This is a genomic window from Burkholderia cenocepacia, assembly GCF_014211915.1.
GTDB classification, from domain to species: Bacteria; Pseudomonadota; Gammaproteobacteria; order Burkholderiales; family Burkholderiaceae; genus Burkholderia; species Burkholderia orbicola.
In genome coordinates, this window is record NZ_CP060039.1 from 1,958,798 (window position 1) to 1,981,766 (window position 22,969).

Genomic DNA, 22,969 nt, shown 5'->3' on the forward strand with positions numbered 1-22,969 from the left:
CTTATCGCTCCGGTTTCAACTGCCGGCGAAAACGCTCGGTCTTGTCCCATTTCAGTTCGCGGCGAAACGCGGCGTCGAGCGCGAGCCCCCAGAGCGCGGAGACGACCGCCGCGATCGTCACGCAAAAGCCGACGACGTTGACCGGCACGAGCCGCAGGCGCGTCGCGCGGCCGTCGAGCCGCGCGGCGACGACGATCTCGAAGAACACGCCGAAGTTGCCGAAGGTGCTGAACGAGAACAGTGCGAACAGCGACAGGAGCAGGCCGAGCGCGGTCGAGTTGACGCCGTTGAACAGGTAGAGCGCGAGCGCGGCGCTCCACGCGATCGCGAGCAGCGCCGGCATCGCGAATACGCCGAGCAGCAGTGCGCCGTCGAGCCGGCAGCGCCGCGAGATCAGCGGATTGCGCAGCACCGGCACCAGATAGCGCAGCATCGTCTGGTTGTGGCCCTTCGCCCAGCGGGTCAGTTGCCGGGCGCGGACGGCCCAGCGCTCCGGCACTTCCTCATAACATTCGGCGTGGTTCAGATAGACCGTGCGCCAGTCGCTCAGCAGCAGGCGGTAGGTCATGTCGGTATCTTCGGCGAGCGTGTCGTCGCACCAGCCGCCCACGGCGTCGAGCGCACCCTTGCGGATGCCGCCGACCGTGCCGCCGTACTGCGGCACCAGGTCGAGATTGTTGCGGGCTTGCTGGTTGACCTGATAGCCGCCCGCGCGCTCGAGATCGAGCAGCCGCGCGAGCAGGTTGCTGTCGGCGTTCTGCGGCACGACACGGCCCATCACCGCGCCGACTTCCGGGTCGAAGAACGGCGCGACGAGTTCCTTCAGCAGCCCCGGTCGAGGCAGGTAGTCGGCGTCGAATACCACCATGATGTCGCCGCGGATGAACCGCAGCGCATCCTTCAGCGCGGCTGCCTTGCCCGGCTTGCCGGTTTCGCGGTGAAACGGCTGGATCAGCTCGGGCGCGAGTGCCCGGACCTCGTCGATCAACGCGCGCGTGTTGTCGGTCGAGCGGTCGTTGACCGGGATGATCGTGAGCCGGTCGCGCGGGTAGGTCGTGGCCAGCAGCGCCATCAGGCAATCGACGATGACCGTTTCCTCGTTGTGGGCGGCGACGAATACCGTGAGCCGCGGCCAATCGCCGTGGGTCATCGTCCGGTAAGGCGCGTGCTGCGGCTTGAACAGGCGATCGAGGCTGAATACGTAATGCCGCGCGGCATACGCGCACGTCAGCAGCGTGAACAGCCACAGGTACGCCACGCACGGCATCAGCAGCAGCTCGGGATCGAACGTGATGCCCGCCGTGGTGGCGGGCGGCGGTTCGAGCGACGCGTCCGTGTCGGTCGCGGCCTGTGCGGCGAGCGAAAGCGTCACGCTGTCGAGCGCGGTGCGCTCCATCGCGATCGCGAGGTTCGCGGCGTTCGCGGCAGTCGTGATGTTGGCGGCGGGCACGCTGAAGCGGGCCGGTTCGGCGATCGCCCGCGATCCGGTGTCGCGCACGATCAGCGAGCAGGCCAGCACGATCAGCAGCAGGATGCCTTGCTCGCAGAGTGACGCCGCCCGCGTTTTCGTCATGTCCTGGTCCCCGTGCCCGCGACGACGACCGATGAGAGCTGAAGGCGCTCCGTGGATCGCGCGGATGTCAATGGAAGGCGGTGACGCGTTCGTCGCACAGGGGCGGTTGTCGGTTGCCCCGGACGGACGCGTCGCCTCCCGGCTTCGTTGCTTTGGCGTCCCCATCTGTTTGCTGCCGTGCGAGTGCTTCGGGACGCGCCTGTCTGACATTAAGCAAGGCGTGCGCCATCTGCCGGTATGCCCCGCGCGACAAGGGGGCGAGCGCCGCAGGCGAATGCGCGACGCGCGCGGACGGCGTGTTTTGATTCACTGACGAATCAGCGTGCGCGCGCCGCATTCGACTCCGCAGGGGCGATCGCACGCATTCGAACATGTCGCGCGGCGACCGGGGCGGTCCAACTTGTCGTGCCGCATTGTCGGCGCAGCCTGGCATGGCTGACCGTCGTGTGTCGTGCGTCGTGTGCGAGACGGTCCGGCGCGCTGAACGAACGCTGCTTTCACATGAGACAAATGGACCGGACTCCGATGTATTTGCCGGTTTGGGCGTGGCGTTACACATTCGCAACATTTCCCGCGCACGGATTCGTGTGAGGCAAGCACCGTCGTGTGCGTGGGAAATCCGGTGCGCGCGAGGGTGGACGACGGTCGCGTGCGCGCTGCACGCTGCACAGACGAAAGCGTCGAATCGAGACGACGCAACGCGCGTCGAAAGATGCATGCGATTCGCCGCGTCACGCGCGCTCGACATGCATGCACGATTCATCGGACGACGTCGTCAGACGGATCGCGCGCACGTCCGGCTGTTTATCGTTGTCGTGTCGATCCGGCGATGCGTGTGCCCGTAGCAGTTGTGAAACATTCCGCGACGCGCTGTTCGCACGCGATGGTCGCGGAACGAAGCGGGCCGGGAGGCGGGCCGGTTGGTTTGAATATTGCTGTAGTGGGAGGACCTGATGCTCGACGCAGCGAGGAACGGCTCATGACGTGATCGATCCAGTACGACGGGACGCCGGTAGTACGACGATTCGCGCGGCTTCGACCGTGCGAACGAGGTGGCGCGCTCGCCCCGCGACACCGCCGCGTGTTGATCGCGTGCGAGTACGGGATGCGCCGCCCGAATACATGCTTCGCGCCACGTGCCGGATCGCCAGGCGCGAAGTGGCTAAACGAGGATAACGATGAAGAAGATCTTGCTTGTGTTCGGGACTCGGCCGGAGGCCATCAAGATGGCGCCGCTGGTGCGCGCGCTGAAGGCGCAGGCGGATGTCGACGCCCGGGTGTGCGTGACCGCGCAGCATCGCGAAATGCTCGACCAGGTGCTGACGCTGTTCGACATCAAGCCCGACTACGATCTCAACCTGATGCGGCAAGGCCAGACGCTGACCGACGTGACGACCGGCATCCTCCAGGCGATCGGCATGGTCTTCGACGAATTGCGACCGGACATCGTGCTGGTGCACGGCGATACGACGACCACGCTCGCGGTGAGCCTGGCGGCGTTCTATCGCTATCTGCCGGTCGGTCACGTGGAAGCCGGCTTGCGCAGCGGCGACATCTGGTCGCCGTGGCCGGAGGAACTGAATCGCCGCGTGACCGATGCGGTGTCGTCATGGCATTTCGCCCCAACCGGGCAGGCGCGCGACAACCTGCTGAGCGAAGGCGTGCCGGGCGGGGCGGTCTCGCTGACCGGCAATACCGTGATCGATGCGTTGCACGAGGTCAAGCGCATGCTGGATCGCACCGCCGCGCTGTCGGACAGGATCGCCGCCTACTTCCCGTTCCTCGAACCGTCGCGGCGCGTCGTGCTGATCACCGGCCATCGCCGTGAAAGTTTCGGCGAACCGTTCCGGCATTTCTGCGACGCGCTGTGCACACTGGCGAGCCGCTATCGCGATGCGCAGTTCGTCTATCCGCTGCACCTGAACCCGAACGTGCGGGAGCCGGCACGCGCACGGCTCGGCGGCGTCCCCAACATCTACCTGATCGAGCCGCAGGAATATCTGTCGTTCGTATTCCTGATGTCGCGCGCGTATTTCATCATCACGGATTCGGGCGGCATTCAGGAAGAAGGGCCGGCGCTCGGCAAGCCGGTGCTTGTCACGCGCGAGACGACCGAGCGGCCCGAAGCGATTCAGGCCGGCACCGCGCGGCTCGTCGGCACCGACCGGGAGCGGATCGTGTGGGAGGCGTCGCGGCTGTTCGACAGCGAGAGCGCTTACGAGGAAATGTCGCGCGCGAGCAATCCGTACGGCGACGGCCATGCGAGCGAGCGGATCGTTCACGCGCTGATGCGCACGCCCGGCGTGCCGACGAAGACGACGAGTTTTGCGATGGGCGCCGCGGAAATGCCGTTCAACGCGCTCACGCTCGGCTTGCAGGCGTTGCGCTCGCCGTGAAGAAGGACGCGCGGTAGCGCCTGCCGGCGCGTTCGACGCAGGCGTCAAACATCCGGTCCGGCCGCGAGGTCGGCCGGATGTTTGCACGTGGGCGGTCCGGAACGCACGGTCCCGATGCATTCGAAAGTCACGCCGTCGACACGTCCTGTTCTCCGCCATATTTTCTCCCCGCTTGCCTAAAACTCCCGAACCGCGTCGATCCGACGTCAAATCCGAAATGGTTCGATAATGCGGACGGCGATCCATGCGGACGAGCGTCTGGCCGGCGTGACGTTGAAAGGTTGCGCAGGCAACAGGCCGACAGCATCGTTCGCAGCATCAGCCCGACCGTGCTGCACGCGACACGGTCGACGAAACGGTGCCACGCCTGCCTGATCGTTCGGAATGTGCGCCGCGCCGTTCGAATCCCCACCCGATGCCTGCCCGGCGGGCATCGCAACCAGGAGGTGAACGATGATCACGCTGACCGTCAACGGTAGCGAGCAGCACTTCGACGGCAATCCCGACATGCCGTTGCTCTGGTATCTGCGCGATGTGCTCGGCCACACCGGCACCAAGTTCGGCTGCGGGATGGCGCTGTGCGGTGCATGCACCGTGCATCTCGATGGCGTGGCGATCCGCGCGTGCATCACGCCCGTCGCGGTCGCCGCCGGCAAGCGCGTGACGACGATCGAAGGCTTGTCGACGGAGCTCACGCACCCGCTGCAGCAGGCGTGGCAGGAGCTGAACGTCGCGCAATGCGGCTACTGCCAGTCCGGGCAGATCATGCAGGCCGCGTCGCTGCTGAAGACGAATCCCCATCCGACCGACGCCGACATCGACGATGCGATGTCCGGCAACATCTGCCGCTGCGGCACCTATACGCGCATTCGCGCGGCGATCCGGCTGGCCGTGCGCCGCGGAGGTGCCGCATGAGCGCGTCCGAACTCTCCGTGCACAACGCAAGCCGTCGCGCGCTGCTGCTGGGCTTCGCATCGGGCGGGCTGTTGCTCGCGTTCGGCGTGCCGTCGCTCGCGCAGGCGGCCGCGCCGGTGCAGCCGCCCGTCAGCGCGAATCCGCAGTACGGCGGCGCAGGGATGCCGCACGGCTTGCGCGACGATCCGAACCTGTTCGTGGCGATCGCCCCGGACGGCACCGTCACGGTGACCTGCATCCGCTCCGAGATGGGGCAAGGCGTGCGCACGAGTGTGGCGCTCGTGGTAGCCGACGAGCTCGGCGCGGACTGGGCACGCGTGAAGGTCGCGCAAGCGGTAGGCGACGAGCCGCGCTACGGCAACCAGAACACCGATGGTTCGCGCAGCCTGCGCCAGAGCTTCGCCGCGCTGCGCCGAGCGGGCGCGGCCGCGCGCACGATGCTCGAGCAAGCCGCGGCAGCGACGTGGGGCGTCGACGTGCGCCAGGTGAAGGCGACGGTGCACGAGGTCGTGGACACGAAAACCGGCCGCAAGCTCGGCTTCGGCGAACTGGCCGCGAAAGCCGCCGCGCTGCCGGTGCCCGATACGAAAAGCGTGGCGTTGAAGGCGCCGGCCGAATTCCGCTATATCGGCAAGGGCAAGACGGCGCTGATCGACGGACGCGACATCGTCGGCGGGCGGGCGCAGTACGGGATCGATACGCGGCTCGACGGCATGCTGTACGCGGTCGTCGCGCGCCCGCCGGTCTACGGCGATACGGTGGCGTCGTTCGATGCATCGGCTGCCGGGAAGCTGCCGGGCGTCGTGAAGGTCGTGCAACTGGCGTCGACGCCGCTGCCTTCCGGCTTCCAGCCGCTCGGCGGCGTAGCCGTGATTGCGCACGATACGTGGACGGCCATCCAGGCACGCGCGCAGTTGAAGATCGACTGGAAGCACGGACCCAACGCGGGCTACGACTCGGCCGAATATCGCAAGGCGCTCGAAGCGGCTGCCGCGCAGCCGGGCGACGTGATCCGCAACGACGGCGACGCGGCGGCGGCACTCGCCGGTGCCGCGAAACGCGTGCGCGCGACGTACTACATTCCGCATCTCGCGCACGCGACGATGGAGCCGCCCGCGGCCGTCGCGCGGGTGGCCGACGGCCGCTGCGAAGTATGGACCTGCACGCAGGCGCCGCAGACCACGCGCGACGAAATCGCGAAGGCGCTCGGCTTGCCGACGGAGCGCGTGACGGTCAACGTGACGCTGCTCGGCGGCGGGTTCGGCCGCAAGTCCAAGCCCGATTACGTGGTGGAGGCCGCGCTGCTGTCGAAGGCGGTCGGCGCGCCCGTGAAGCTGACCTTCACGCGCGAGGACGACATCGCGCACGACTACTTTCACGCGGTGTCGCTCGAAGCGTTCGACGGCGGGATCGATGCGTCCGGGAAGGTGGTCGCGTGGCAGCATCGCACGGTCGCGCCATCGATCCAGTCGACGTTCCGGCCCGGCGTCGTGCACGAGCAGCCGGGCGAGCTCGCGCAAGGCATCGCGGATCTGCCGTTCGCGATTCCGAACGTGCGGATCGAGAATCCGGCCGCGCAAGCGCACACGCGGATCGGCTGGTTCCGCTCGGTGTACAACATTCCGCATGCGTTCGGCATCCAGAGTTTCGTGTCGGAGCTCGCGCATGCGGCCGGCCGTGATCCGAAGGATTTCCTGCTCGACCTGATCGGGCCCGCACGGCGTTTCGAGCCGCACATCACGGTGAAAAACGTGAACTACGGCGAGGACCCCGCGCTGTATCCGGTCGATACGGGGCGGCTGCGGCGCGTGGTCGAGACGGTCGCGCGCGAAGCCGGCTGGGGCGCAAGCTGCCGAAGGGGCACGGGCTCGGGATCGCCGCGCATCGCAGCTTCGTGTCGTACACGGCCGCGGTGTGTGAAGTGCAGGTCGACGCGGACGGCAAGATCTCGGTGCCGCGCGTCGACATCGCGATCGACTGCGGGCCGCAGGTCAATCCGGAGCGCGTGCGCTCGCAGCTCGAGGGGGCGGTGGTGATGGGGCTCGGCATCGCGCTGCACGGCGAGATCACGTTCAAGGACGGCCGCCCGGAGCAGAGCAACTTCAACGGCTTCCAGGTGCTGAGGATGAACGAGGCGCCGCGCGAGATCCGCGTGCATCTCGTCGCGCCGGACGATTACGCGACGCCGCTCGGCGGTGTCGGCGAACCGGGCCTGCCGCCCGTCGCGCCGGCGCTGACCAACGCGATCTTCGCGGCGACCGGCACGCGCATCCGCAGCTTGCCGGTGGCCGATCAGCTCGCGAAACCGCAGGCCGGTTGACGCAGCATTTGTCCCGCGCCGGGCCGCATCGTGCGGCCCGGCTCACTTCGAGCCCTGCGCCGGCTCGATCGACGTAATCCCGGATACGCGGACTAGCTTGCGCGTCGTTGTCGTTTGCGAACGACCGTGCTAAATTCCTGCCAGCGCTTGCAGTCACGCAACCCTTCATTCGGCTGACACGGCCGGCACCCCGGGGAGGCAGCACGATGAGTCTGTTGATGTCGCGACGCGATCTCGCGTTCCTGCTGTATGACTGGCTCGACGCCGAAGCGCTCGTCGCGCTGCCGCGCTACACGGAGCACAGTCGCGAGACCTTCGACGCGGTGCTCGACACCAGCGAGCGGATCGCCGAAGACCTGTTCGCGCCGCACGCGGCGCGCGGCGATCGCGAGGAGCCGCGGTTCGACGGCGAACGCGTGACGCTGATCCCGGAAGTCGAACCGGCGGTGCGCGCGTTCGCGGACGCCGGCCTGATCGCCGCGGGTCACGACGAAGCGCTCGGCGGCATGCGCTTGCCGAAGCTCGTCGAAGCCGCGTCGTTCCTGTTCTTCCAGGCCGCGAACATCGCGACCGCCGCATATCCGTTCCTGACCGTCGCCAACGCGAACCTGCTCGTCGCGCACGGCAGCGCCGCGCAGATCGACGCGTTCGCGCGCCCGGAGCTGGAAGGGCGTTTCCTCGGCACGATGTGCCTGTCCGAACCGCAAGCCGGCTCGTCGCTGTCCGACATCGCGACGCGCGCCGATTTCGAAGGCGCTTCGCCGCTCGGCCCGCGCTACCGGCTGACCGGCAACAAGATGTGGATTTCCGGCGGCGAGCACGAGCTGGCGGAAAACATCGTCCACCTCGTGCTCGCGAAGATCCCCGACGAACATGGCCGGCTGCAGCCCGGCACGCGCGGCATCTCGCTGTTCATCGTGCCGAAGTTCCTGACCGGCACCGATGGCGCGAGCGGCGAGCACAACGACGTCGTGCTCGCCGGGCTGAACCACAAGATGGGCTATCGGGGCACTACCAACTGCCTGCTGAATTTCGGCGAAGGCACGCGTTATCGGCCGGAAGGGCGCGCGGGCGCGATCGGTTATCTGGTCGGCCAGCCGAATCATGGCCTCGCCTACATGTTCCATATGATGAACGAGGCGCGTATCGGGGTCGGCGCGGGCGCGGTGGCGCTCGGCTACACCGGTTATCTGCACGCGCTCGACTACGCGCGCAACCGTCCGCAGGGGCGCCCGCTCGGGCCTGCGGCCAAGGATGCGGCCGCGCCGCAGGCGCCGATCGTCGACCATCCGGACGTGCGGCGCATGCTGCTCGCGCAGAAGGCCTATGTCGAAGGCGGGCTCGCGTTGATCCTGTACTGCGCGAGGCTGGTCGACGAAGCGCGCGCGCACGACGATGCGGTGGTGCGCGCCGAAGCTACGCGCCTGCTCGACATCCTGACGCCGATCGCGAAAAGCTGGCCGTCGCAGTGGTGTCTGGCCGCGAACGATCTCGCGATCCAGGTGCACGGCGGCTACGGTTACACGCGCGACTACGCGGTCGAACGGCTCTATCGCGACAACCGCCTGAATCCGATTCACGAAGGCACGCATGGCATCCAGGCGCTCGATCTGCTGGGCCGTAAGGTCACGCAGGACGACGGCGCGTCTCTGCGCGCGCTCGATGCGCGGATCGGCGCGACGGTCGAGCGCGCGCGAGCACTGGATGCCGGCGCGTGCGAGCAGGCCGATGCGTTGGCGCAGCGTTGGGCGAGACTGTGCGACGTGACGTATCAGTTGAACGCGATCGGCGATCCGCGGACACGGCTGGCGAACGCGAGCGTGTATCTCGAAGCGTTCGGCCATCTCGTCGTTGCGTGGCTGTGGCTCGACGTGACGCTCGCCGCGCACGGACACGACGGCGATTTCCACGACGGCAAGCGTGCGGCGGCCCGCTACTTCTTCCGCTGGGAACTGCCGAAGGTGGATGCGCAGCTCGACCTGCTGTCGAGCGTCGACACGACGACGCTCGACATGCGCGACGCGTGGTTCTGAACGTGGTTTCAACGACATTCCGGAATACCGACGATCTTGCCGATGCAATGGTCATCGCATGCACGTCGTGAACCGGCCGCGCGGGGCCATCCCGCACCCCGTACCGATGCCCGGCCACGCCGCGCAAGGAGACAGAAGCGCATGAAAGCCCTGTTGTGTACCGCATTCGGCCCGATCGACCGCTTGCGCATCGAGGACGTCGCGATTCCCGAACCGGCTGCCGGGCAGGTCCGGATTCAGGTGAAGGCGGCCTCGCTCAATTTTCCCGACGCGCTGATCGTCCAGGGGTTGTATCAGGTGAAACCGGCGCTGCCGTTTTCGCCGGGCGCCGAATTTGCCGGCGTGATCGACGCGGTCGGCGAGGGCGTCACCGCGTGGCGGCCCGGCGATTCGGTGATGGCGTTTACCGGGCACGGCGGGTTCGCGCAGCAGTGCGTGGCCGATGCGCGGCAGCTCGCCGCGCTGCCTCCCGGCATGACGTTCGAGCAGGGCGCGGCGCTCGTGCTCGCCTACGGCACGTCGCTGCACGCGTTGCAACAGCGTGCGCGCCTGCAGGCGGGCGAGACGCTGCTCGTGCTGGGCGCGGCCGGCGGCGTCGGGATCGCCGCGATCGAGATCGCGAAGGCGCTCGGTGCGCGCGTGATCGCGGCGGCGTCGAGCGCGGACAAGCTCGCGCTGTGCCGCGAAGCGGGCGCCGACGAGGCGATCGACTATGCGACCGAAGACCTGCGCCGCCGCGTCGACGAACTGACCGGCGGGCGCGGCGCCGACGTCGTCTACGATCCGGTGGGCGGCGCGTACAGCGAAGCGGCGCTGCGCGCGACCGCGTGGCGCGGCCGGTTCCTCGTGGTCGGTTTCGCGGCCGGCGAGATTCCGAAGATTGCGTTGAACCTTGCGCTGCTGAAGGAGCGCGACATTCTCGGCGTGTTCTGGGGCGATGCGGTGCGGCGCGACCCGGCACAGCATGCCGCGAACATGCGGCTGCTCGCCGAATGGTTCGCAGCCGGCAAGGTGCGGCCCGCGATCACCGAGCGCGTGTCGCTGGACGGCGCGGCCGACGCGATCGCGCGGATGGCCAACCGGCAGGTGAAGGGCAAGGTGGTGATTTTTCCGGACGCTTGATCGGGGCTCGCCGCGCGGCAATTCAATGCTGGCCGGGCGGCGGATTTTTCACGACGTTGGGCGCGGCGCGCGACCTGCTGTAAAGCGCTGCGCTCCGCTACACCGGCGCGCGATTTCGATCGGCGGTGAAACGAACAACGCGCCTGCTTCGTCAGCCCCTTCAATCTTTCGGCAGGCGCAGCGTCTCGAGCGCATGCTGCGAAAACTCGACCCAGAACCGCTCGTTCGCGATGCCGGCCTGCAGCACCAGATGCTGCAGGCGCTTCGTGCGTGAATCGGCGGCCGCCGGATCGCCGGTCGCCGGATCGCCGGGCGCCACAAAATCACGCGCCTCGATCTGCAGATACAAGTCCAGCTTTTCCTGATGCAGCGCGATGCGCCGCCGGATCTCGTGCTCGAGGCCGGCCGGCCCGAGCACGGCTTCCGCGCGCAGGCGCACCATCAACGCTTCGCGCAGCGGCGTCGGATCTTCCGGCTCGGCGATCCAGCGGCGCAATTCCTTCTTGCCGGCCGGCAGGATCCGGTACGCGCGCTTGCGGCCGCGACCGGACTCGGCGGGCAGCGATTCGATCCAGCCCATTTCCTCGAGACGCCCGAGTTCGCGATAAATCTGCTGGTGCGTCGCCTGCCAGAAATAGCCGATCGAACGATCGAAGCGATCGGCGAGCTCGGACCCCGAACCGGGGCGTTCGGCGAGGGCGGTGAGAAGCGCGTGCGGCAGGGACATGTCGAATCGGCGAAGGCTGCGGAATGAACCGCATCTTGCCATATCGGGGCCGCAGCACAAACGACGCGGATGCTTTTATGCAACATGTTGCATAAACAAAGCCGGCGAGCTACCATCAATGCAACTTGTTGCATAAACATGGAGACACCCGATGGCTTCCCGTTATCCGCATTTGACGACCCCGCTCGAACTCGGCTTCACGTCGCTCCGGAACCGCGTGTTGATGGGGTCGATGCACGTCGGCCTCGAGGAGGCGCCGAACGGCTTCGATCGGATGGCCGCGTTCTATGCGGAGCGCGCGCGCGGCGAGGCCGGCCTGATCGTCACGGGCGGCTTCGCGCCGAACGAGCGCGGCCGTCCGGCGCCGGGCGGCGCGATGCTGACGACCGAAGCGGAAGCCGAACGCCATCGTGTCGTGACGCGCGCGGTGCACGCGGAGGGCGGCAGGATCGCGTTGCAGATCCTGCATTTCGGGCGTTACGCGTATCACCCGGCGCTCGCGGCGCCGAGCGCGCTGAAGGCGCCGATCAACCCGTTCACGCCGCATGCGTTGACGAGCGACGAGGTCGACGAGACGATCGCCGATTTCGTGCGATGCGCGGCGCTCGCGCAGCATGCGGGCTACGACGGCGTCGAGATCATGGGGTCCGAGGGCTACCTGATCAACGAATTCATCGCCGCACGCACGAACCATCGCGACGATGCATGGGGCGGCGCGTACGAGAACCGCATCCGCTTCGCGGTCGAGATCGTGCGGCGGGTGCGCGAGCGTGTCGGCACGAACTTCATCGTCATCTACCGGCTGTCGATGCTCGATCTCGTCGAAGGCGGCTCGACGCTCGACGAGGTGATCCGGCTCGCGCAGGCGATCGAGGCGGCCGGCGCGACGATCCTCAATACCGGCATCGGCTGGCACGAGGCGCGCATTCCGACCATCGCGACCAAGGTGCCGCGCGCCGCGTATGCGTGGGTGACGCGGCAACTGATGGGCAAGGTCGGGATCCCGCTTGTCGCGACCAACCGGATCAACACGCCGGAAGTCGCCGAGCAACTGCTCGCCGACGGCTATTGCGACATGGTGTCGATGGCGCGGCCGTTTCTCGCCGATGCCGAGTTCGTCCGCAAGGCGCGGGAAGGGCGCGCGGACGAAATCAACACGTGCATCGGTTGCAACCAGGCGTGCCTCGACCATACGTTCAGCGGCAGGATCACGTCGTGCCTCGTGAATCCGCGTGCGTGTCATGAAACCGAGCTCGTGATCCAGCCCGCGCCGCGCCGCAAGCGGATCGCGGTGGTCGGCGCCGGGCCGGCGGGCCTCGGCTTCGCGGTCACGGCGGCCGAACGCGGTCATGCGGTCACGCTGTACGAAGCGGGCGCCGAGATCGGCGGCCAGTTCAACATCGCGAAGAAGGTGCCGGGCAAGGAAGAGTTCAACGAGACGCTGCGCTATTTCCGCCGGCAGATCGAATTGCGCGGCATCGCGCTGCACGTCAACACGCGTGCGACCGCCGAGATGCTGCTGCAGGGCGAATTCGACGAGGTGGTGATCGCGACGGGCATCGTGCCGCGCACGCCGCCGATCGACGGCATCGGGCATCCGAAAGCGCTCGGCTATCTCGACGTGCTGCGCGACGACAAGGCCGTGGGCCGCAGCGTCGCGATCGTCGGCGCGGGCGGCATCGGCTTCGACGTCGCCGAATATCTCGTTCATCGCGACGCTGGCGAACGTGTCGACGCTGACCGGTTCTTCAGCGAATGGGGTGTCGACCGGTCGTATGCGAATGCCGGCGGGCTGGGTGTCGCGCGGCCCGAGCCGGCGGCGCGGCACGTACATCTGCTGCAGCGCAAGGCGTCGAAGGTCGGCGACGGGCTCGGCAAGACCACCGGATGGATTCACCGTACGGCGCTGAAGGCGCGCGGCGTCGGGATGTCGTCGGCGGTCACGTACCGGCGCATCGACGATGAAGGTCTTCACGTGACGATCGACGGCGTCGAGCAGATGCTGCCGGTGGACAACGTGGTGATCTGCGCGGGGCAGGAGCCGTCGCGCGAGCTGGCGGAGCAACTGCAGGCAGCCGGATGCCGCGTGCATCTGATCGGCGGCGCATGCGAGGCCGCCGAGCTCGATGCGAAGCGCGCGATTCACCAGGGCACGACGCTGGCCGCGACCCTTTGATACCGATTCGTTTCTTCCCCCGTCCAACCACGTTACTGGAGACTGCGATGACGCACTCGCCGCTGAATGTTCATCCTGCCGTCGCGAAATCGCTCGACGCATGGCACGCGATGGTCGAACGCAAGGATTTCGGCACGCTGGAATCGATCGTCCATCCGGACGCCACGTTCCGTTCGCCGATGGCGTTCAAGCCGTACGGGCCGGCACCCGCGCTGCTGATGGCGCTGCGCACGGTGATCACGATCCTCGAGAACTTCACGTATCACCGCCAGTTCGCGACCGACGACGGCAAGAGCGTCGTACTGGAGTTCGGCGCGACCATCGGCGACAAGGCGTTGAAGGGAATCGACATGATCCGCTTCGACGACGACGGCCGGATCGTCGACTTCGAGGTGATGATCCGGCCGTTCAATGCGCTGCAGGCGCTCGGCGCGGAGATGGGCGCGCGGCTCGGGCAGCAGTTGCCGGCGTTCAAGACCGGCGGTTGAGCGGGGTGGCGGCTAGCGTGCAACCGACTCGTTGCGGAGCCCCGCGCGCGAGGTTGTGCGCGGCCTCGACGAGGCGCGCGGCGAGCATGCGCGTGCGCGGATGCTCGCATTCGCGGCACGTAACCGGCCGTAGCGCGACAAGTTCGGCTTCCCGCTGTAGCCGCGCGGGGCGATAACTCAAGCTGTCGAAACCCTGACGGATCAAGTTGATATATTGTATCATCTGACGTTTTCGTCGCCGGCCGGCCGGGCTACCCGGGCCGGCCGCGTGCGGCGACACCAACGAAGATCGATACGACGTGACGAGAACCGGACATACCCCGGCGCGCGGGGAGCGGCGCCATGCCGCGCCGCGCCGGACCACGGGCGCCTGGCGCACTCGCGCGGCACGCAGGTGCACGACCTTGCTGGGCTGCGCGATGGCCACCACCGGCGCGCTGGCCGCCGAAGCTGCGGCGTCGGCGCCGGATGACCGGCACGCGCTGCCGGCGATCAACGTCACCGCGTCGTCCGCGCCGGCCGATCCGCTGACGCAACCGCTCGAAACGGGCTCGCGGCTCGGGCTTGCCAGTCTCGACACGCCCGCGAGCGTCGAAACCGTCACGGCCGACACGATCGACGCACGCGGCGATCGCACGGTGCTCGACGCGGTCACGCGCACGGCCGGCTTTGCGAGCGCGATCGCACCGGGCACCGGCGGCACCGCACTGAGCGTGCGCGGCTTCAGCGGGCAGGAATCGGTGATGACGCTGCTTGACGGCGTGCGGCTGATGCCGGCGGCCGGCACGATCACGTTTCCGTTCGACACGTGGTCGGTCGCGCGCATCGAGGTGCTGCGCGGCCCGGCATCGGTGCTGTACGGCGAAGGGGCGATCGGCGGAGTCGTGAACGTGGTGCCGAAGCGGCCGCAGCGCACGCGCGAGACGACGCTGCAGGCGGGCGTCGGCCCCGACGGCGCGAAGCGCTTCGCGTTCGATACGACGGGCGCGCTCGGCCCGCGGCTGTCGTACCGCTTCTACGCAAGCGATGCGCGTGCGAACGGTCTCGCCGAGCGGGCCGACACGCATACGACGGCCATCGGCGGCGCGCTGACGTTCGACGTGAGCCCGCAGCTCACGCTGACGCTCGACTACGACTACGGGCGTCAGATGCCGGCGACCTACTATGGCGTGCCGGCGCCGCACGGCGTGCTCGATCCGTCGCTGCGCAAGCTGAACTACACGGTCGGCGACGCGACGATTTCGTACTACGACCAGTGGACGCGCCTGTCGGCCAGCTACCGGCCCGCGCCCGGCGTGACGATCAGCAACCAGCTCTACTACCTGACATCGAACCGTCACTGGCGTAACGCCGAGTCATATGTGCTCGACCCCGCGACGGGACGCGTCACGCGCGGCGACTATCTCGACATCGGCCATCATCAGCGGCAGATCGGCGACCGGCTGAGCGCGCGTTTCGACGGGATGCTGTTCGGTCGCGCGAACCGTTTCGTCGTCGGCACGGAATTCAGCCAGATCACGTTCAGCGGTACCAACAATTCGCCGTACGGCGGCGAAACGACGGTGCCCGCGCACGGCTTCGATCCTGGTGTGTTCACGAGCCCCGATCCGACCGTGCCGCAATTCAGCACGCGCGCACGGCAGGCGGCGGTATTCGCGGAGAACCGGCTCGAGGTGCTGCCGCGGCTCGCGTGGGTGAGTGGCCTGCGCTACGACCATATCGCGTTCAGTCGCGAGCAGGCGGAGACCGGCGCGGGCTTCGACAAGCGGTTCGCGAACGTCGGCTGGCGCACCGGTGTCGTGTTCGACATCGCGCCGACGTTCACCGCCTATGCGCAGTACACGACGGGCGCGGAGGGCGTCGGCTCGCTCGTGACGCTGTCCGCGTCGCAGATGAACGTCCGGCTCGCGACCGGCGAACAGTGGGAAGCCGGGCTCAAGCAGACGCTGCTCGACGGGCGCGCGTACTGGACGTTCGCGGTGTACGACATCACGAAGCGCAACCTGCTCAGCACCGATCCGTTCAATCCGGCGCTGCGCCAGCAGGTCGGCCGGCAGTCGTCGCGCGGCGTCGAGCTGACCGGCGGCGCGCGGCTGCCGCACGGCTGGACGATCGAGGCGAACGTCGCGTTGCTGCGTGCGCGCTACGACGCATTCAACCAGACGGTCGGCGGCGCGACGGTGTCGCGGGCCGGCAACGTGCCGTCGAGCGTGCCGCAGCAGACCGCGAACCTGTGGCTCGGCTGGGCATTCGCCGAGCGCTGGCACGTGAATGCGGGCGTGCGTTACGTCGGCGCGACCTACGGCGACGATGCGAATCGCGTGCAGGTGCCGTCGTATACGGTGTTCGATGCGTCGCTGCGCTGGCAGCCGACGTCGCGCACCGAGCTCGCGCTGTATCTGCGCAATCTCGCGAACCGCACGTACGCGGTGACGACGTCGAACGGCGGCGAGCAATGGCTGCTCGGCCCGTCGCGCTCGGCGGAGCTCGTCGCGACGATGCGCTTCTAGGGCGGCACGACATGCGTCCCGTCAAACACATGCTCGACATCGAACGCGTGAGCTGGTCTCCCGGCGGCGCGGTCGACGTGCTCGATTCGGTGACGCTGACGGTGGCCGAAGGCGAGTTCGTCGGGCTGGTCGGCCCGAACGGCAGCGGCAAGACGAGCCTGCTGCGCTGCGTGTTCCGCTACGCGCAGCCCGACGCGGGCCGCGTCGCGCTCGACGCGCGGGACGTGTGGCGCATGCGGCCGCGCGCAGTCGCACAGCGCATCGCGGTGCTGCAGCAGGAAGCGCCCGACGATTTCGGGTTGACGGTCGACGAGCTGGTCGGCATGGGCCGCACGCCGCACAAGCGGGCGTTCGATGCGGAGTCGGCCGACGACCGCCGGATCGTCGAATCCGCGCTGCACGATGTGGGCCTCGTCGAGCGTCGCGCGCAGCGTTTTGCGTCGCTGTCGGGCGGCGAGAAGCAGCGCGCGCTGCTGGCCCGCGCACTCGCGCAGCAACCCGAGCTGCTGTTGCTCGACGAACCGACCAACCATCTCGACCTGCGTCACCAGCTCGAACTGCTCGCGCGCGTGCGCCGCCTCGGCATCGCGACGCTCGCGACGATTCACGACCTCAATCTCGCGGCCGCGTATTGCGACCGGCTCCATGTGCTCGCGCACGGCCGCGTCGTCGCGTCCGGCGCGCCGGACGACGTGCTGACCGAAGCGCTGCTGCGCGACGTGTTCGGCGTCGCCGCACTCGTCGATCGCCATCCCGCCACGGGCCGCCCGCGCATCACGCCGCTTCATCCGGAATGACCACCATGCCGTTTCCTCTCCTGTCTTTCGTCGCCCGCCGGCTGGTCGCAGCTGCCGTGCTCGGCGGCGCGGCCGCGCACGCGCTCGCCTATCCCGTCACCGTGCGCAGTTGCGATCGCGACGTGACGTTCGAGCGCGCACCGACGCGCGCGGTGAGCAACGACGTGAACCTGACCGAGATGATGCTCGCGCTCGGCCTGAAGGACCGGCTCGTCGGCTATACGGGCATCGGCGGCTGGAAGACGGGCACCGCGCGCGTGCGCGACGCGTTGCGCGGCGTGCCCGAACTGGCGAGCCAGTATCCGTCGCTGGAAGTGCTGGCCGCCGCGCGCGCCGATTTCTATCTCGCGGGCTGGAACTACGGGATGCACGTCGGCGGGCCGGTGACACCGGCGACGCTCGCGCCGTTCGGCATCCGCACCTACGAACTGACCGAATCGTGTTCGCACGTGATGAAGCAGTCGGCCGCGTCGTTCGACGACGTGTTCCGCGACCTGACCAATCTCGGTCGCATCTTCGGTGTCGATGCGCGCGCCGCGCAGGTCGTCGCCGGGATGCGCGCGCGGCTCGCGGCGGTGTCGCGCGCGATCGGGCGCCCGGCGCCGCTGCGCGTGTTCGTGTACGACAGCGGCACCGACAAGCCGATGACCGCGGGCGGGCTCGCGATGCCGACCGCGTTGCTCGCGGCGGCGGGCGCGCGCAACGTGATGGACGACCTGCCGCGCAGCTGGACGCAGGTGAGCTGGGAAAGCGTGGTCGCGCGCGATCCGCAGGTGATCGTGATCGTCGACTATTCGGCGGTCACGGCCGCGCAGAAGCAGCAGTTCCTGGCGAGCCAGCCGGCGCTCGCGCGCGTGGCCGCGATTCGCGACCGGCGCTTCGTCGTGATTCCGTACGATGCCGCGACGCCCGGCCCGGAGAACGTCGCGGCGGTCGAGACGCTGGCCCGCGCGCTGTATCCGGCCGCATTCGCCGGAGCGGCACGATGAGCGTGCGCGGGCAGGCGGCGCGGCTCGACATGCGCGTGGTGCTGCCGGGGCTGGCCGTGCTGCTGATCGTGTCGATCGTCGTGTCGGCCGCGTTCGGTCCCGCGCCGATCGCGATGCCGGCCGCGGTGCGGATCGTCGCCGCGCACGTCGCGTCGGCGTTCGGCGGCGCCGATGCGTTTGCGGCGGCGCCGGGCGACGACAGCATCGTGTGGTTGATCCGGATGCCGCGTGCGCTGCTGGCCGCGCTCGTCGGCGCGACGCTGGCGACGGTCGGTGTCGCGTTGCAGGCGGCGACCGCGAACCGCCTGGCCGATCCGCACCTGCTCGGCGTGAGCGCGGGCGCAATGCTCGGCGCGATCGCGGTGACGGTGGTGGCCGGCGCGGCGTTCGGTCCGTTCACGCTGTCGGCCGCCGCGTTTGCAGGGGCGCTCGCGGCGACCGCGTGCGTGGTCGCGCTCGCTTACCGGAGCGGCCGGCTCGAATCGGACCGGCTGCTGCTCGCGGGTGTGTCGGTGTCGTTCATGATGGCCGCGTTCGGCAACCTGCTGCTGTATCTCGGCGACCAGCGCGCCGCGTCGTCGGTGCTGTTCTGGATGCTCGGCGGCGTCGGGCTCGCGCGCTGGGACCTGCTGCCGGTGCCGGCCGTATGCGCGGTGCTCGCCGGCGGCGCGCTCCATGCGCGCCGACGCGAACTGAATGCGCTGATGTCGGGCGACGTCGCCGCCGCGTCGCTCGGCGTGCCGAGCGCGCGGATGCGGCGCGAGGTGTTCGTCGTCGCGTCGTTCGCGACGGGCGCGATGGTCGCGGTGAGCGGCGCGATCGGCTTCGTCGGGCTCGTGACGCCGCATCTGTGCCGTCGCGTCGTCGGCGCGGAGCACGGCCGGCTGCTGCCGGTCGCCGCGCTGGCCGGCGCGATCCTGCTCGTGTGGGCCGATGTCGCCGCGCGCACGCTCGCGGCGCCGGAGGACCTGCCGATCGGCATCGTGACCGCGCTGTTCGGCAGCCTGTTCTTCGTCGCGCTGTTGCGCCGGCGCTGAGCGAAGGCACGGTCACGCGGGGGCGGGTAGCCGCCCGCCGCCGTTTTCATCGAAGCGGGACGACCGTGCCCGTGCCGCTGCGGCGGCGCGCATCGGCATGCGTGCTTTCCACGTGCTGCGCGACGTCGAACAGACTGTCCGGCAGCGCACGCACGGGCAGCGTGATCACGAAGCGCGCGCCGCCGAGCGGCGAATCCTCGAGCCGCACGTCGCCGCCGTGCACCTGCGCGACGCGCCGCACGATCGCGAGCCCGAGCCCGAAACCGCCGGTCTGACGGTCGCGGCTCGAATCCAGCCGCTGGAACGGCTCGAACACGCGGGCGCGTTCGGCGGCCGGAATGCCGGGGCCATCGTCGTCGACGCTCAGCACGAGCGCGCCGGACGGGTCGCGGGTCGCGGCCAGCACGACCTTGCGCGACGCATAGCGGGCGCCGTTGCGAATCAGGTTCAGCAGCGCGCGGGCGACGAGCTTAGGATCGCAGACGTGGGTCGCGGGCGCGTCGAACGTCGACACGTCGAGCGCGATGCCGCGATCGGCGATGTCGTCCGCGACGTTGCCGGCGACGCTGTCGATCAGCGCATCGACGACGACTTCCATCGGCGCGAGCTCGCTCGCACCCTGTTCGAGCCGGCCGATCGTCAGCAACTCGGTGACGAGCTCGTCGAGTTCGCGCACGTCGCGTCGCAGCGCGTCGCGGCGCTCGCGCATCCGGCCCGTCTCGTCGGCGTCGGCGAGCAACGCGAGCCCGAATTCGAGCCGGGCGAGCGGCGTTTTCAGTTCATGCGAGATGCCGTGCATCATTTCGCGCTGTTGCTTGATCGACGCCTCGATACGCGCTGCCATGTCGTTGAACTGCTGCGACAGCTCGTAGATGTTCGACTTGCCCGACAGTTTCACGCGCGTCGACAGCATTCCGGCGCCGAACGCGCGCGCGGCATCCTGCAGCCGGCGAATGTCGCGCCAATGATAGTGAATCCACAGCACCACCGCGAACAGCGTCGCGAGCGCGAGCAGCATGTACGCATAGATCCGGATGTCGAGGTCGGGCGCCTCGATCGGGCGGGCATGCAGCACCGAGCCGTCCGCGAGCGGCATGTAGTAATCCTTGCCGTTGTAGCTGATCGCGATCCTGCCGGCATCGAGATCGCGCAACGGCGCGCCGCTCAGTTGCGCACGCGCGTCGGCCATCGACATGAAGCCGAATCCTTCGCGGCCATGCAGCGCGAGTTCGCGCAATGCGAGCTCGCGCTGCGCGCCCGGATGGCGTTCGAGGTAGTCGTTCAGCACGAACGAATAGGTCGTCAGCGAATCGCGCTGCGCCTGCGCGCCGCGTTCATAGAAGATCCGGTCGAACGACAGCTGGATGAAGATGATCGACGCGCCGACGAACAGGATCACGACGAGGTACAACCGGAGCAACGGGCGCAGCATTTACTCGTCCCACGCAGAAGGGCTGAACAGGTAGCCGCGACCCCAGATCGTCTTGATCTTGTGCGGCTCCGATGACGCATCCTCGAAGCGGCGGCGCAGCTTCGAGATGCCGGAATCGACCGAGCGGTCGAGCCCGTCGAATTCGATCCCGCGCAACTGCTTCAGGATGTCGTCGCGGCTCAGCACGGTGCCGGCCGCACGCGCGAGGATCAGCAGCAGGTTGAATTCGGCGGTCTTCAGCTCGACCGGCTCGCCGCGCCACGTGACGGTGCGGTTCGGCGGCGAAATGGCGAGCTCGCCGAAGACGAGCGCGTCGGGCGCGACCGCGGGCGCTTCCGCCGCGGCCGGCTGCGCGCGGCGCAACAGCGCGCGGGCGCGGGCGACGAGCACGCGCGGCTCGATCGGCTTCGTCACGTAGTCGTCGGCGCCCGTCTCGAGCCCGGCGACCTGGTCGTACACGTCCGCGCGCGCGGTCAGGATCAGCACCGGGACGTTGGTGAACGCGCGGATGCGCCGGCAGACTTCCATGCCGTCGAGATTCGGCAGCATCAGGTCGAGGATCACGAGGGCCGGCTGGTGCTCGCGCACCGCCGCGACGGCGAGATCGCCGCGCCGCACGACCGTCACCGCGAATTCATAGCCGTCGAGGTATTCGCGGACGAGCTGCGCGAGGCGATCGTCGTCCTCGATCAGCAGCACACGGTATTTGAGTGGAACTTCGTTCATGGACTCCTCAGGATGCACGCGCCATCTCCCACCCGGCAGACCGATGCGCGGCGCGGCACGCGAATTCTATCCGGCCGATCGACCGCCGGGGCAGCGGGGCGACAATCTCCAACAATCGAACACAATTGCGCACAGATTCGCCGCACATTCAGGACAGTCTCGGCGCGGGGCGGCACCTAGACTGCGGGCTTCGTCACTTTTATCTCAATATTGTGCGCCCATTACTTCGCCGCTACCGCTATTGCATGCCGCTCGCCGGCCTGACCCTCGCCGCCGCCGCCCACGCGGAAAACCAGTATTCGTTGTCGCTCGGCGGCGGGTTCGCACCGCGCTACCAGGGCAGCAAACAGTATCGCGGCGTGGTTGCGCCGTCGTTTTCCGCGAAGTTCGGCAATGGCTTCTTCGTCGACAGCACGGAGGGTGCCGGCTACCGGCTGGACCTGCCGCACGGGGCGTTCGTGTCGGCGGCGGTGAGCTACGACGCGGGCCGCGCGGACGAGAACCGCTTCGACCTGCCGGGCTCGGACTATCTGAAGGGAATGGGGCGGATTCCGGGCTCGGTGCTGGTCGGCGTGCGTGCCGGCGTGACGCTCTTCGATGCGGCGGAGCTGAGCGTCACGATCGATACTCCCGTGACGCATACGTCGCGCGGCGTGTCGGGGCACGTGGATCTCGCGGTGCCGGTGCTCAAGACGTCGCAGCACGAGATCATCGTGACGGGCACCGTGCACGCGGGCTCGGGACGCTACATGCAGACCTTCTACGGCGTGACCGACGCACAGTCGATGACGAGCCGGTTTCGGCCGTATTCGGTGAGCGGCGGGATCGACAGCGCATCGATGGCGGTCGCGTGGAACTGGACGCTGTCGCGGCACTGGTCGGTGCTCGCGACCGGCGGCGTGACGCGGCTGCTCGGCCGCGCCGGCGACAGCCCGATCGTGCAGTCGCGCAGCAACTACTACGGCATCGCGGGCGTGACGTACAAGTTCTGAACGGATTGCCGCGCGTGCCGGGCGCACGCGATGCGTCGGCGTCGCGCCGTCGCCGCGAACCGCGTGCGGTAACATGCGCTCGGGTTCGGCGTCAGGCCGGGCCTGCGACGCGGGTGCGCCGGGGCGGCTCGGCCGGGTCGCGAAAGGCCGCCATGCGCTGGCCGGCTCCGTCAGGAAACGGCCGGCAGCATGCGGAATCGATCATGCATGCGATGCCCGGCCATGCACGAGTGCCGCACATGGACCGCCGGGCCCGCGACAGGGAGAAACCGATGAAGAACACGATCGCGATGCTCGTTGCACTCGTTGCGAGTGCAACTTTTGCAGGATGTGCGGACATGGACACGAAACACCCCAACGCCACCGCGGGCGGCGCGGCCAGGCCCCCTCTGCAGTCGGGCGCCGCGCAGGCATGCAAGGCGGACGCCGCGCCGGACGATGCGCTGGTCGGCAAGACCGAGGCCGATGCGACCGCGCTGCTCGACGGCTGCCTGTGGCGCGTGCTCGAGCGCGACGGCAAGTCGTTGCCGGGCACGATGGACTACCGCGAGGAGCGCCGCAATCTCGGCATTCGCGACGGCAAGGTGATCTGGGTGCGGCGCGGGTGAGGGCCGTGTGACGATTGCGTCACCGGAATCGTCGACGTCGCGCGATCTGCGCGTGTATGTCATGAAGCGCGGCGCGCCCGAACTGCCGCTGACCGCACGGAAATGATCGCCGCGATACGCGTGCGATC

General features: G+C 68.6%; 16 protein-coding genes and 1 pseudogene. 13 read left to right on the forward strand and 4 right to left on the reverse strand.

The window, feature by feature from the left end:
• Window position 1 precedes the first annotated feature (1 nt).
• Window positions 2-1,573, reverse strand: a complete 1,572-nt coding sequence (locus SY91_RS09355; RefSeq protein WP_023475527.1) for a glycosyltransferase family 2 protein — start codon at window positions 1,571-1,573, stop codon at window positions 2-4.
• Between the two features lie 1,178 nt (window positions 1,574-2,751).
• On the opposite strand from SY91_RS09355, the gene wecB reads away from it, so the two are divergent.
• The 5 genes and pseudogenes from wecB (at window position 2,752) to SY91_RS09380 (ending at window position 10,359) form a co-directional block, all read left to right on the forward strand.
• Window positions 2,752-3,969, forward strand: coding sequence for a non-hydrolyzing UDP-N-acetylglucosamine 2-epimerase (gene wecB, locus SY91_RS09360; protein ID WP_023475529.1), 1,218 nt, complete (start codon window positions 2,752-2,754; stop codon window positions 3,967-3,969).
• Window positions 3,970-4,422: 453 nt separating this feature from the next.
• Window positions 4,423-4,884, forward strand: coding sequence for a (2Fe-2S)-binding protein (locus SY91_RS09365; protein ID WP_023475530.1), 462 nt, complete (start codon window positions 4,423-4,425; stop codon window positions 4,882-4,884).
• Window positions 4,881-7,204: pseudogene (locus tag SY91_RS09370) on the forward strand (molybdopterin cofactor-binding domain-containing protein). Before SY91_RS09365 ends, SY91_RS09370 begins: the two are co-directional and overlap by 4 nt.
• A gap of 206 nt (window positions 7,205-7,410) precedes the next feature.
• Entirely contained in the window at window positions 7,411-9,237 is a 1,827-nt protein-coding gene (locus tag SY91_RS09375; protein WP_043887065.1) for an acyl-CoA dehydrogenase, read from the forward strand.
• A 141-nt stretch (window positions 9,238-9,378) separates the two neighbouring features.
• On the forward strand, window positions 9,379-10,359 hold the full coding sequence (locus SY91_RS09380) for an NADPH:quinone oxidoreductase family protein (protein WP_043887066.1): 981 nt from the start codon (window positions 9,379-9,381) through the stop codon (window positions 10,357-10,359).
• A 160-nt stretch (window positions 10,360-10,519) separates the two neighbouring features.
• Here SY91_RS09380 and SY91_RS09385 read toward each other — a convergent pair whose 3' ends face one another.
• Window positions 10,520-11,086, reverse strand: a complete 567-nt coding sequence (locus SY91_RS09385) for a PadR family transcriptional regulator (protein ID WP_043887067.1) — start codon at window positions 11,084-11,086, stop codon at window positions 10,520-10,522.
• 151 nt (window positions 11,087-11,237) lie between these two features.
• Between SY91_RS09385 and SY91_RS09390 the strand changes: the two genes are divergently transcribed.
• From SY91_RS09390 to SY91_RS09415, 6 genes are all read left to right on the forward strand, one after another.
• A complete protein-coding gene (locus SY91_RS09390; RefSeq protein WP_023475533.1) occupies window positions 11,238-13,262 on the forward strand; it encodes an FAD-dependent oxidoreductase in 2,025 nt (674 codons plus the stop codon).
• 47 nt (window positions 13,263-13,309) lie between these two features.
• Window positions 13,310-13,750, forward strand: a complete 441-nt coding sequence (locus SY91_RS09395; RefSeq protein ID WP_011545128.1) for a nuclear transport factor 2 family protein — start codon at window positions 13,310-13,312, stop codon at window positions 13,748-13,750.
• A gap of 419 nt (window positions 13,751-14,169) precedes the next feature.
• Window positions 14,170-16,260, forward strand: coding sequence for a TonB-dependent receptor (locus SY91_RS09400; RefSeq protein ID WP_023475535.1), 2,091 nt, complete (start codon window positions 14,170-14,172; stop codon window positions 16,258-16,260).
• A gap of 11 nt (window positions 16,261-16,271) precedes the next feature.
• Window positions 16,272-17,057, forward strand: coding sequence for an ABC transporter ATP-binding protein (locus SY91_RS09405; RefSeq protein WP_043887068.1), 786 nt, complete (start codon window positions 16,272-16,274; stop codon window positions 17,055-17,057).
• Window positions 17,054-18,046, forward strand: coding sequence for an ABC transporter substrate-binding protein (locus tag SY91_RS09410; RefSeq protein WP_043887069.1), 993 nt, complete (start codon window positions 17,054-17,056; stop codon window positions 18,044-18,046). Before SY91_RS09405 ends, SY91_RS09410 begins: the two co-directional genes overlap by 4 nt.
• Window positions 18,043-19,083: a FecCD family ABC transporter permease gene (locus SY91_RS09415; protein ID WP_023475538.1), complete on the forward strand. Its 1,041-nt coding sequence runs from the start codon at window positions 18,043-18,045 to the stop codon at window positions 19,081-19,083. The genes SY91_RS09410 and SY91_RS09415 overlap by 4 nt, the downstream gene beginning before the upstream one ends.
• Before the next feature lie 46 nt (window positions 19,084-19,129).
• Here SY91_RS09415 and SY91_RS09420 read toward each other — a convergent pair whose 3' ends face one another.
• Together SY91_RS09420 and SY91_RS09425 are read right to left on the reverse strand one after the other, a co-directional pair.
• Window positions 19,130-20,515: an ATP-binding protein gene (locus SY91_RS09420; protein WP_011694270.1), complete on the reverse strand. Its 1,386-nt coding sequence runs from the start codon at window positions 20,513-20,515 to the stop codon at window positions 19,130-19,132.
• Window positions 20,516-21,241 carry a response regulator gene (locus tag SY91_RS09425; RefSeq protein ID WP_011545135.1) on the reverse strand — a complete coding sequence of 242 codons (726 nt, stop codon included), beginning with the start codon at window positions 21,239-21,241 and terminating at the stop codon, window positions 20,516-20,518.
• 245 nt (window positions 21,242-21,486) lie between these two features.
• Between SY91_RS09425 and SY91_RS09430 the strand changes: the two genes are divergently transcribed.
• Together SY91_RS09430 and SY91_RS09435 are read left to right on the forward strand one after the other, a co-directional pair.
• Window positions 21,487-22,233 (forward strand): MipA/OmpV family protein, encoded by a 747-nt coding sequence (locus tag SY91_RS09430; RefSeq protein ID WP_011694253.1) that lies wholly within the window; start codon window positions 21,487-21,489, stop codon window positions 22,231-22,233.
• A 272-nt stretch (window positions 22,234-22,505) separates the two neighbouring features.
• Window positions 22,506-22,841 (forward strand): hypothetical protein, encoded by a 336-nt coding sequence (locus SY91_RS09435; protein ID WP_011694254.1) that lies wholly within the window; start codon window positions 22,506-22,508, stop codon window positions 22,839-22,841.
• Window positions 22,842-22,969 lie beyond the last annotated feature (128 nt).

What these genes read in the sequence shown, in the direction of transcription:
- SY91_RS09355 (WP_023475527.1), bottom strand. Translation starts at nt 1,573, where the DNA reads ATGACGAAAACGCGGGCGGCGTCACTCTGCGAGCAAGGCATCCTGCTG.
- wecB (WP_023475529.1), top strand. Translation starts at nt 2,752, where the DNA reads ATGAAGAAGATCTTGCTTGTGTTCGGGACTCGGCCGGAGGCCATCAAG.
- SY91_RS09365 (WP_023475530.1), top strand. Translation starts at nt 4,423, where the DNA reads ATGATCACGCTGACCGTCAACGGTAGCGAGCAGCACTTCGACGGCAAT.
- SY91_RS09375 (WP_043887065.1), top strand. Translation starts at nt 7,411, where the DNA reads ATGAGTCTGTTGATGTCGCGACGCGATCTCGCGTTCCTGCTGTATGAC.
- SY91_RS09380 (WP_043887066.1), top strand. Translation starts at nt 9,379, where the DNA reads ATGAAAGCCCTGTTGTGTACCGCATTCGGCCCGATCGACCGCTTGCGC.
- SY91_RS09385 (WP_043887067.1), bottom strand. Translation starts at nt 11,086, where the DNA reads ATGTCCCTGCCGCACGCGCTTCTCACCGCCCTCGCCGAACGCCCCGGT.
- SY91_RS09390 (WP_023475533.1), top strand. Translation starts at nt 11,238, where the DNA reads ATGGCTTCCCGTTATCCGCATTTGACGACCCCGCTCGAACTCGGCTTC.
- SY91_RS09395 (WP_011545128.1), top strand. Translation starts at nt 13,310, where the DNA reads ATGACGCACTCGCCGCTGAATGTTCATCCTGCCGTCGCGAAATCGCTC.
- SY91_RS09400 (WP_023475535.1), top strand. Translation starts at nt 14,170, where the DNA reads ATGGCCACCACCGGCGCGCTGGCCGCCGAAGCTGCGGCGTCGGCGCCG.
- SY91_RS09405 (WP_043887068.1), top strand. Translation starts at nt 16,272, where the DNA reads ATGCGTCCCGTCAAACACATGCTCGACATCGAACGCGTGAGCTGGTCT.
- SY91_RS09410 (WP_043887069.1), top strand. Translation starts at nt 17,054, where the DNA reads ATGACCACCATGCCGTTTCCTCTCCTGTCTTTCGTCGCCCGCCGGCTG.
- SY91_RS09415 (WP_023475538.1), top strand. Translation starts at nt 18,043, where the DNA reads ATGAGCGTGCGCGGGCAGGCGGCGCGGCTCGACATGCGCGTGGTGCTG.
- SY91_RS09420 (WP_011694270.1), bottom strand. Translation starts at nt 20,515, where the DNA reads ATGCTGCGCCCGTTGCTCCGGTTGTACCTCGTCGTGATCCTGTTCGTC.
- SY91_RS09425 (WP_011545135.1), bottom strand. Translation starts at nt 21,241, where the DNA reads ATGAACGAAGTTCCACTCAAATACCGTGTGCTGCTGATCGAGGACGAC.
- SY91_RS09430 (WP_011694253.1), top strand. Translation starts at nt 21,487, where the DNA reads ATGCCGCTCGCCGGCCTGACCCTCGCCGCCGCCGCCCACGCGGAAAAC.
- SY91_RS09435 (WP_011694254.1), top strand. Translation starts at nt 22,506, where the DNA reads ATGAAGAACACGATCGCGATGCTCGTTGCACTCGTTGCGAGTGCAACT.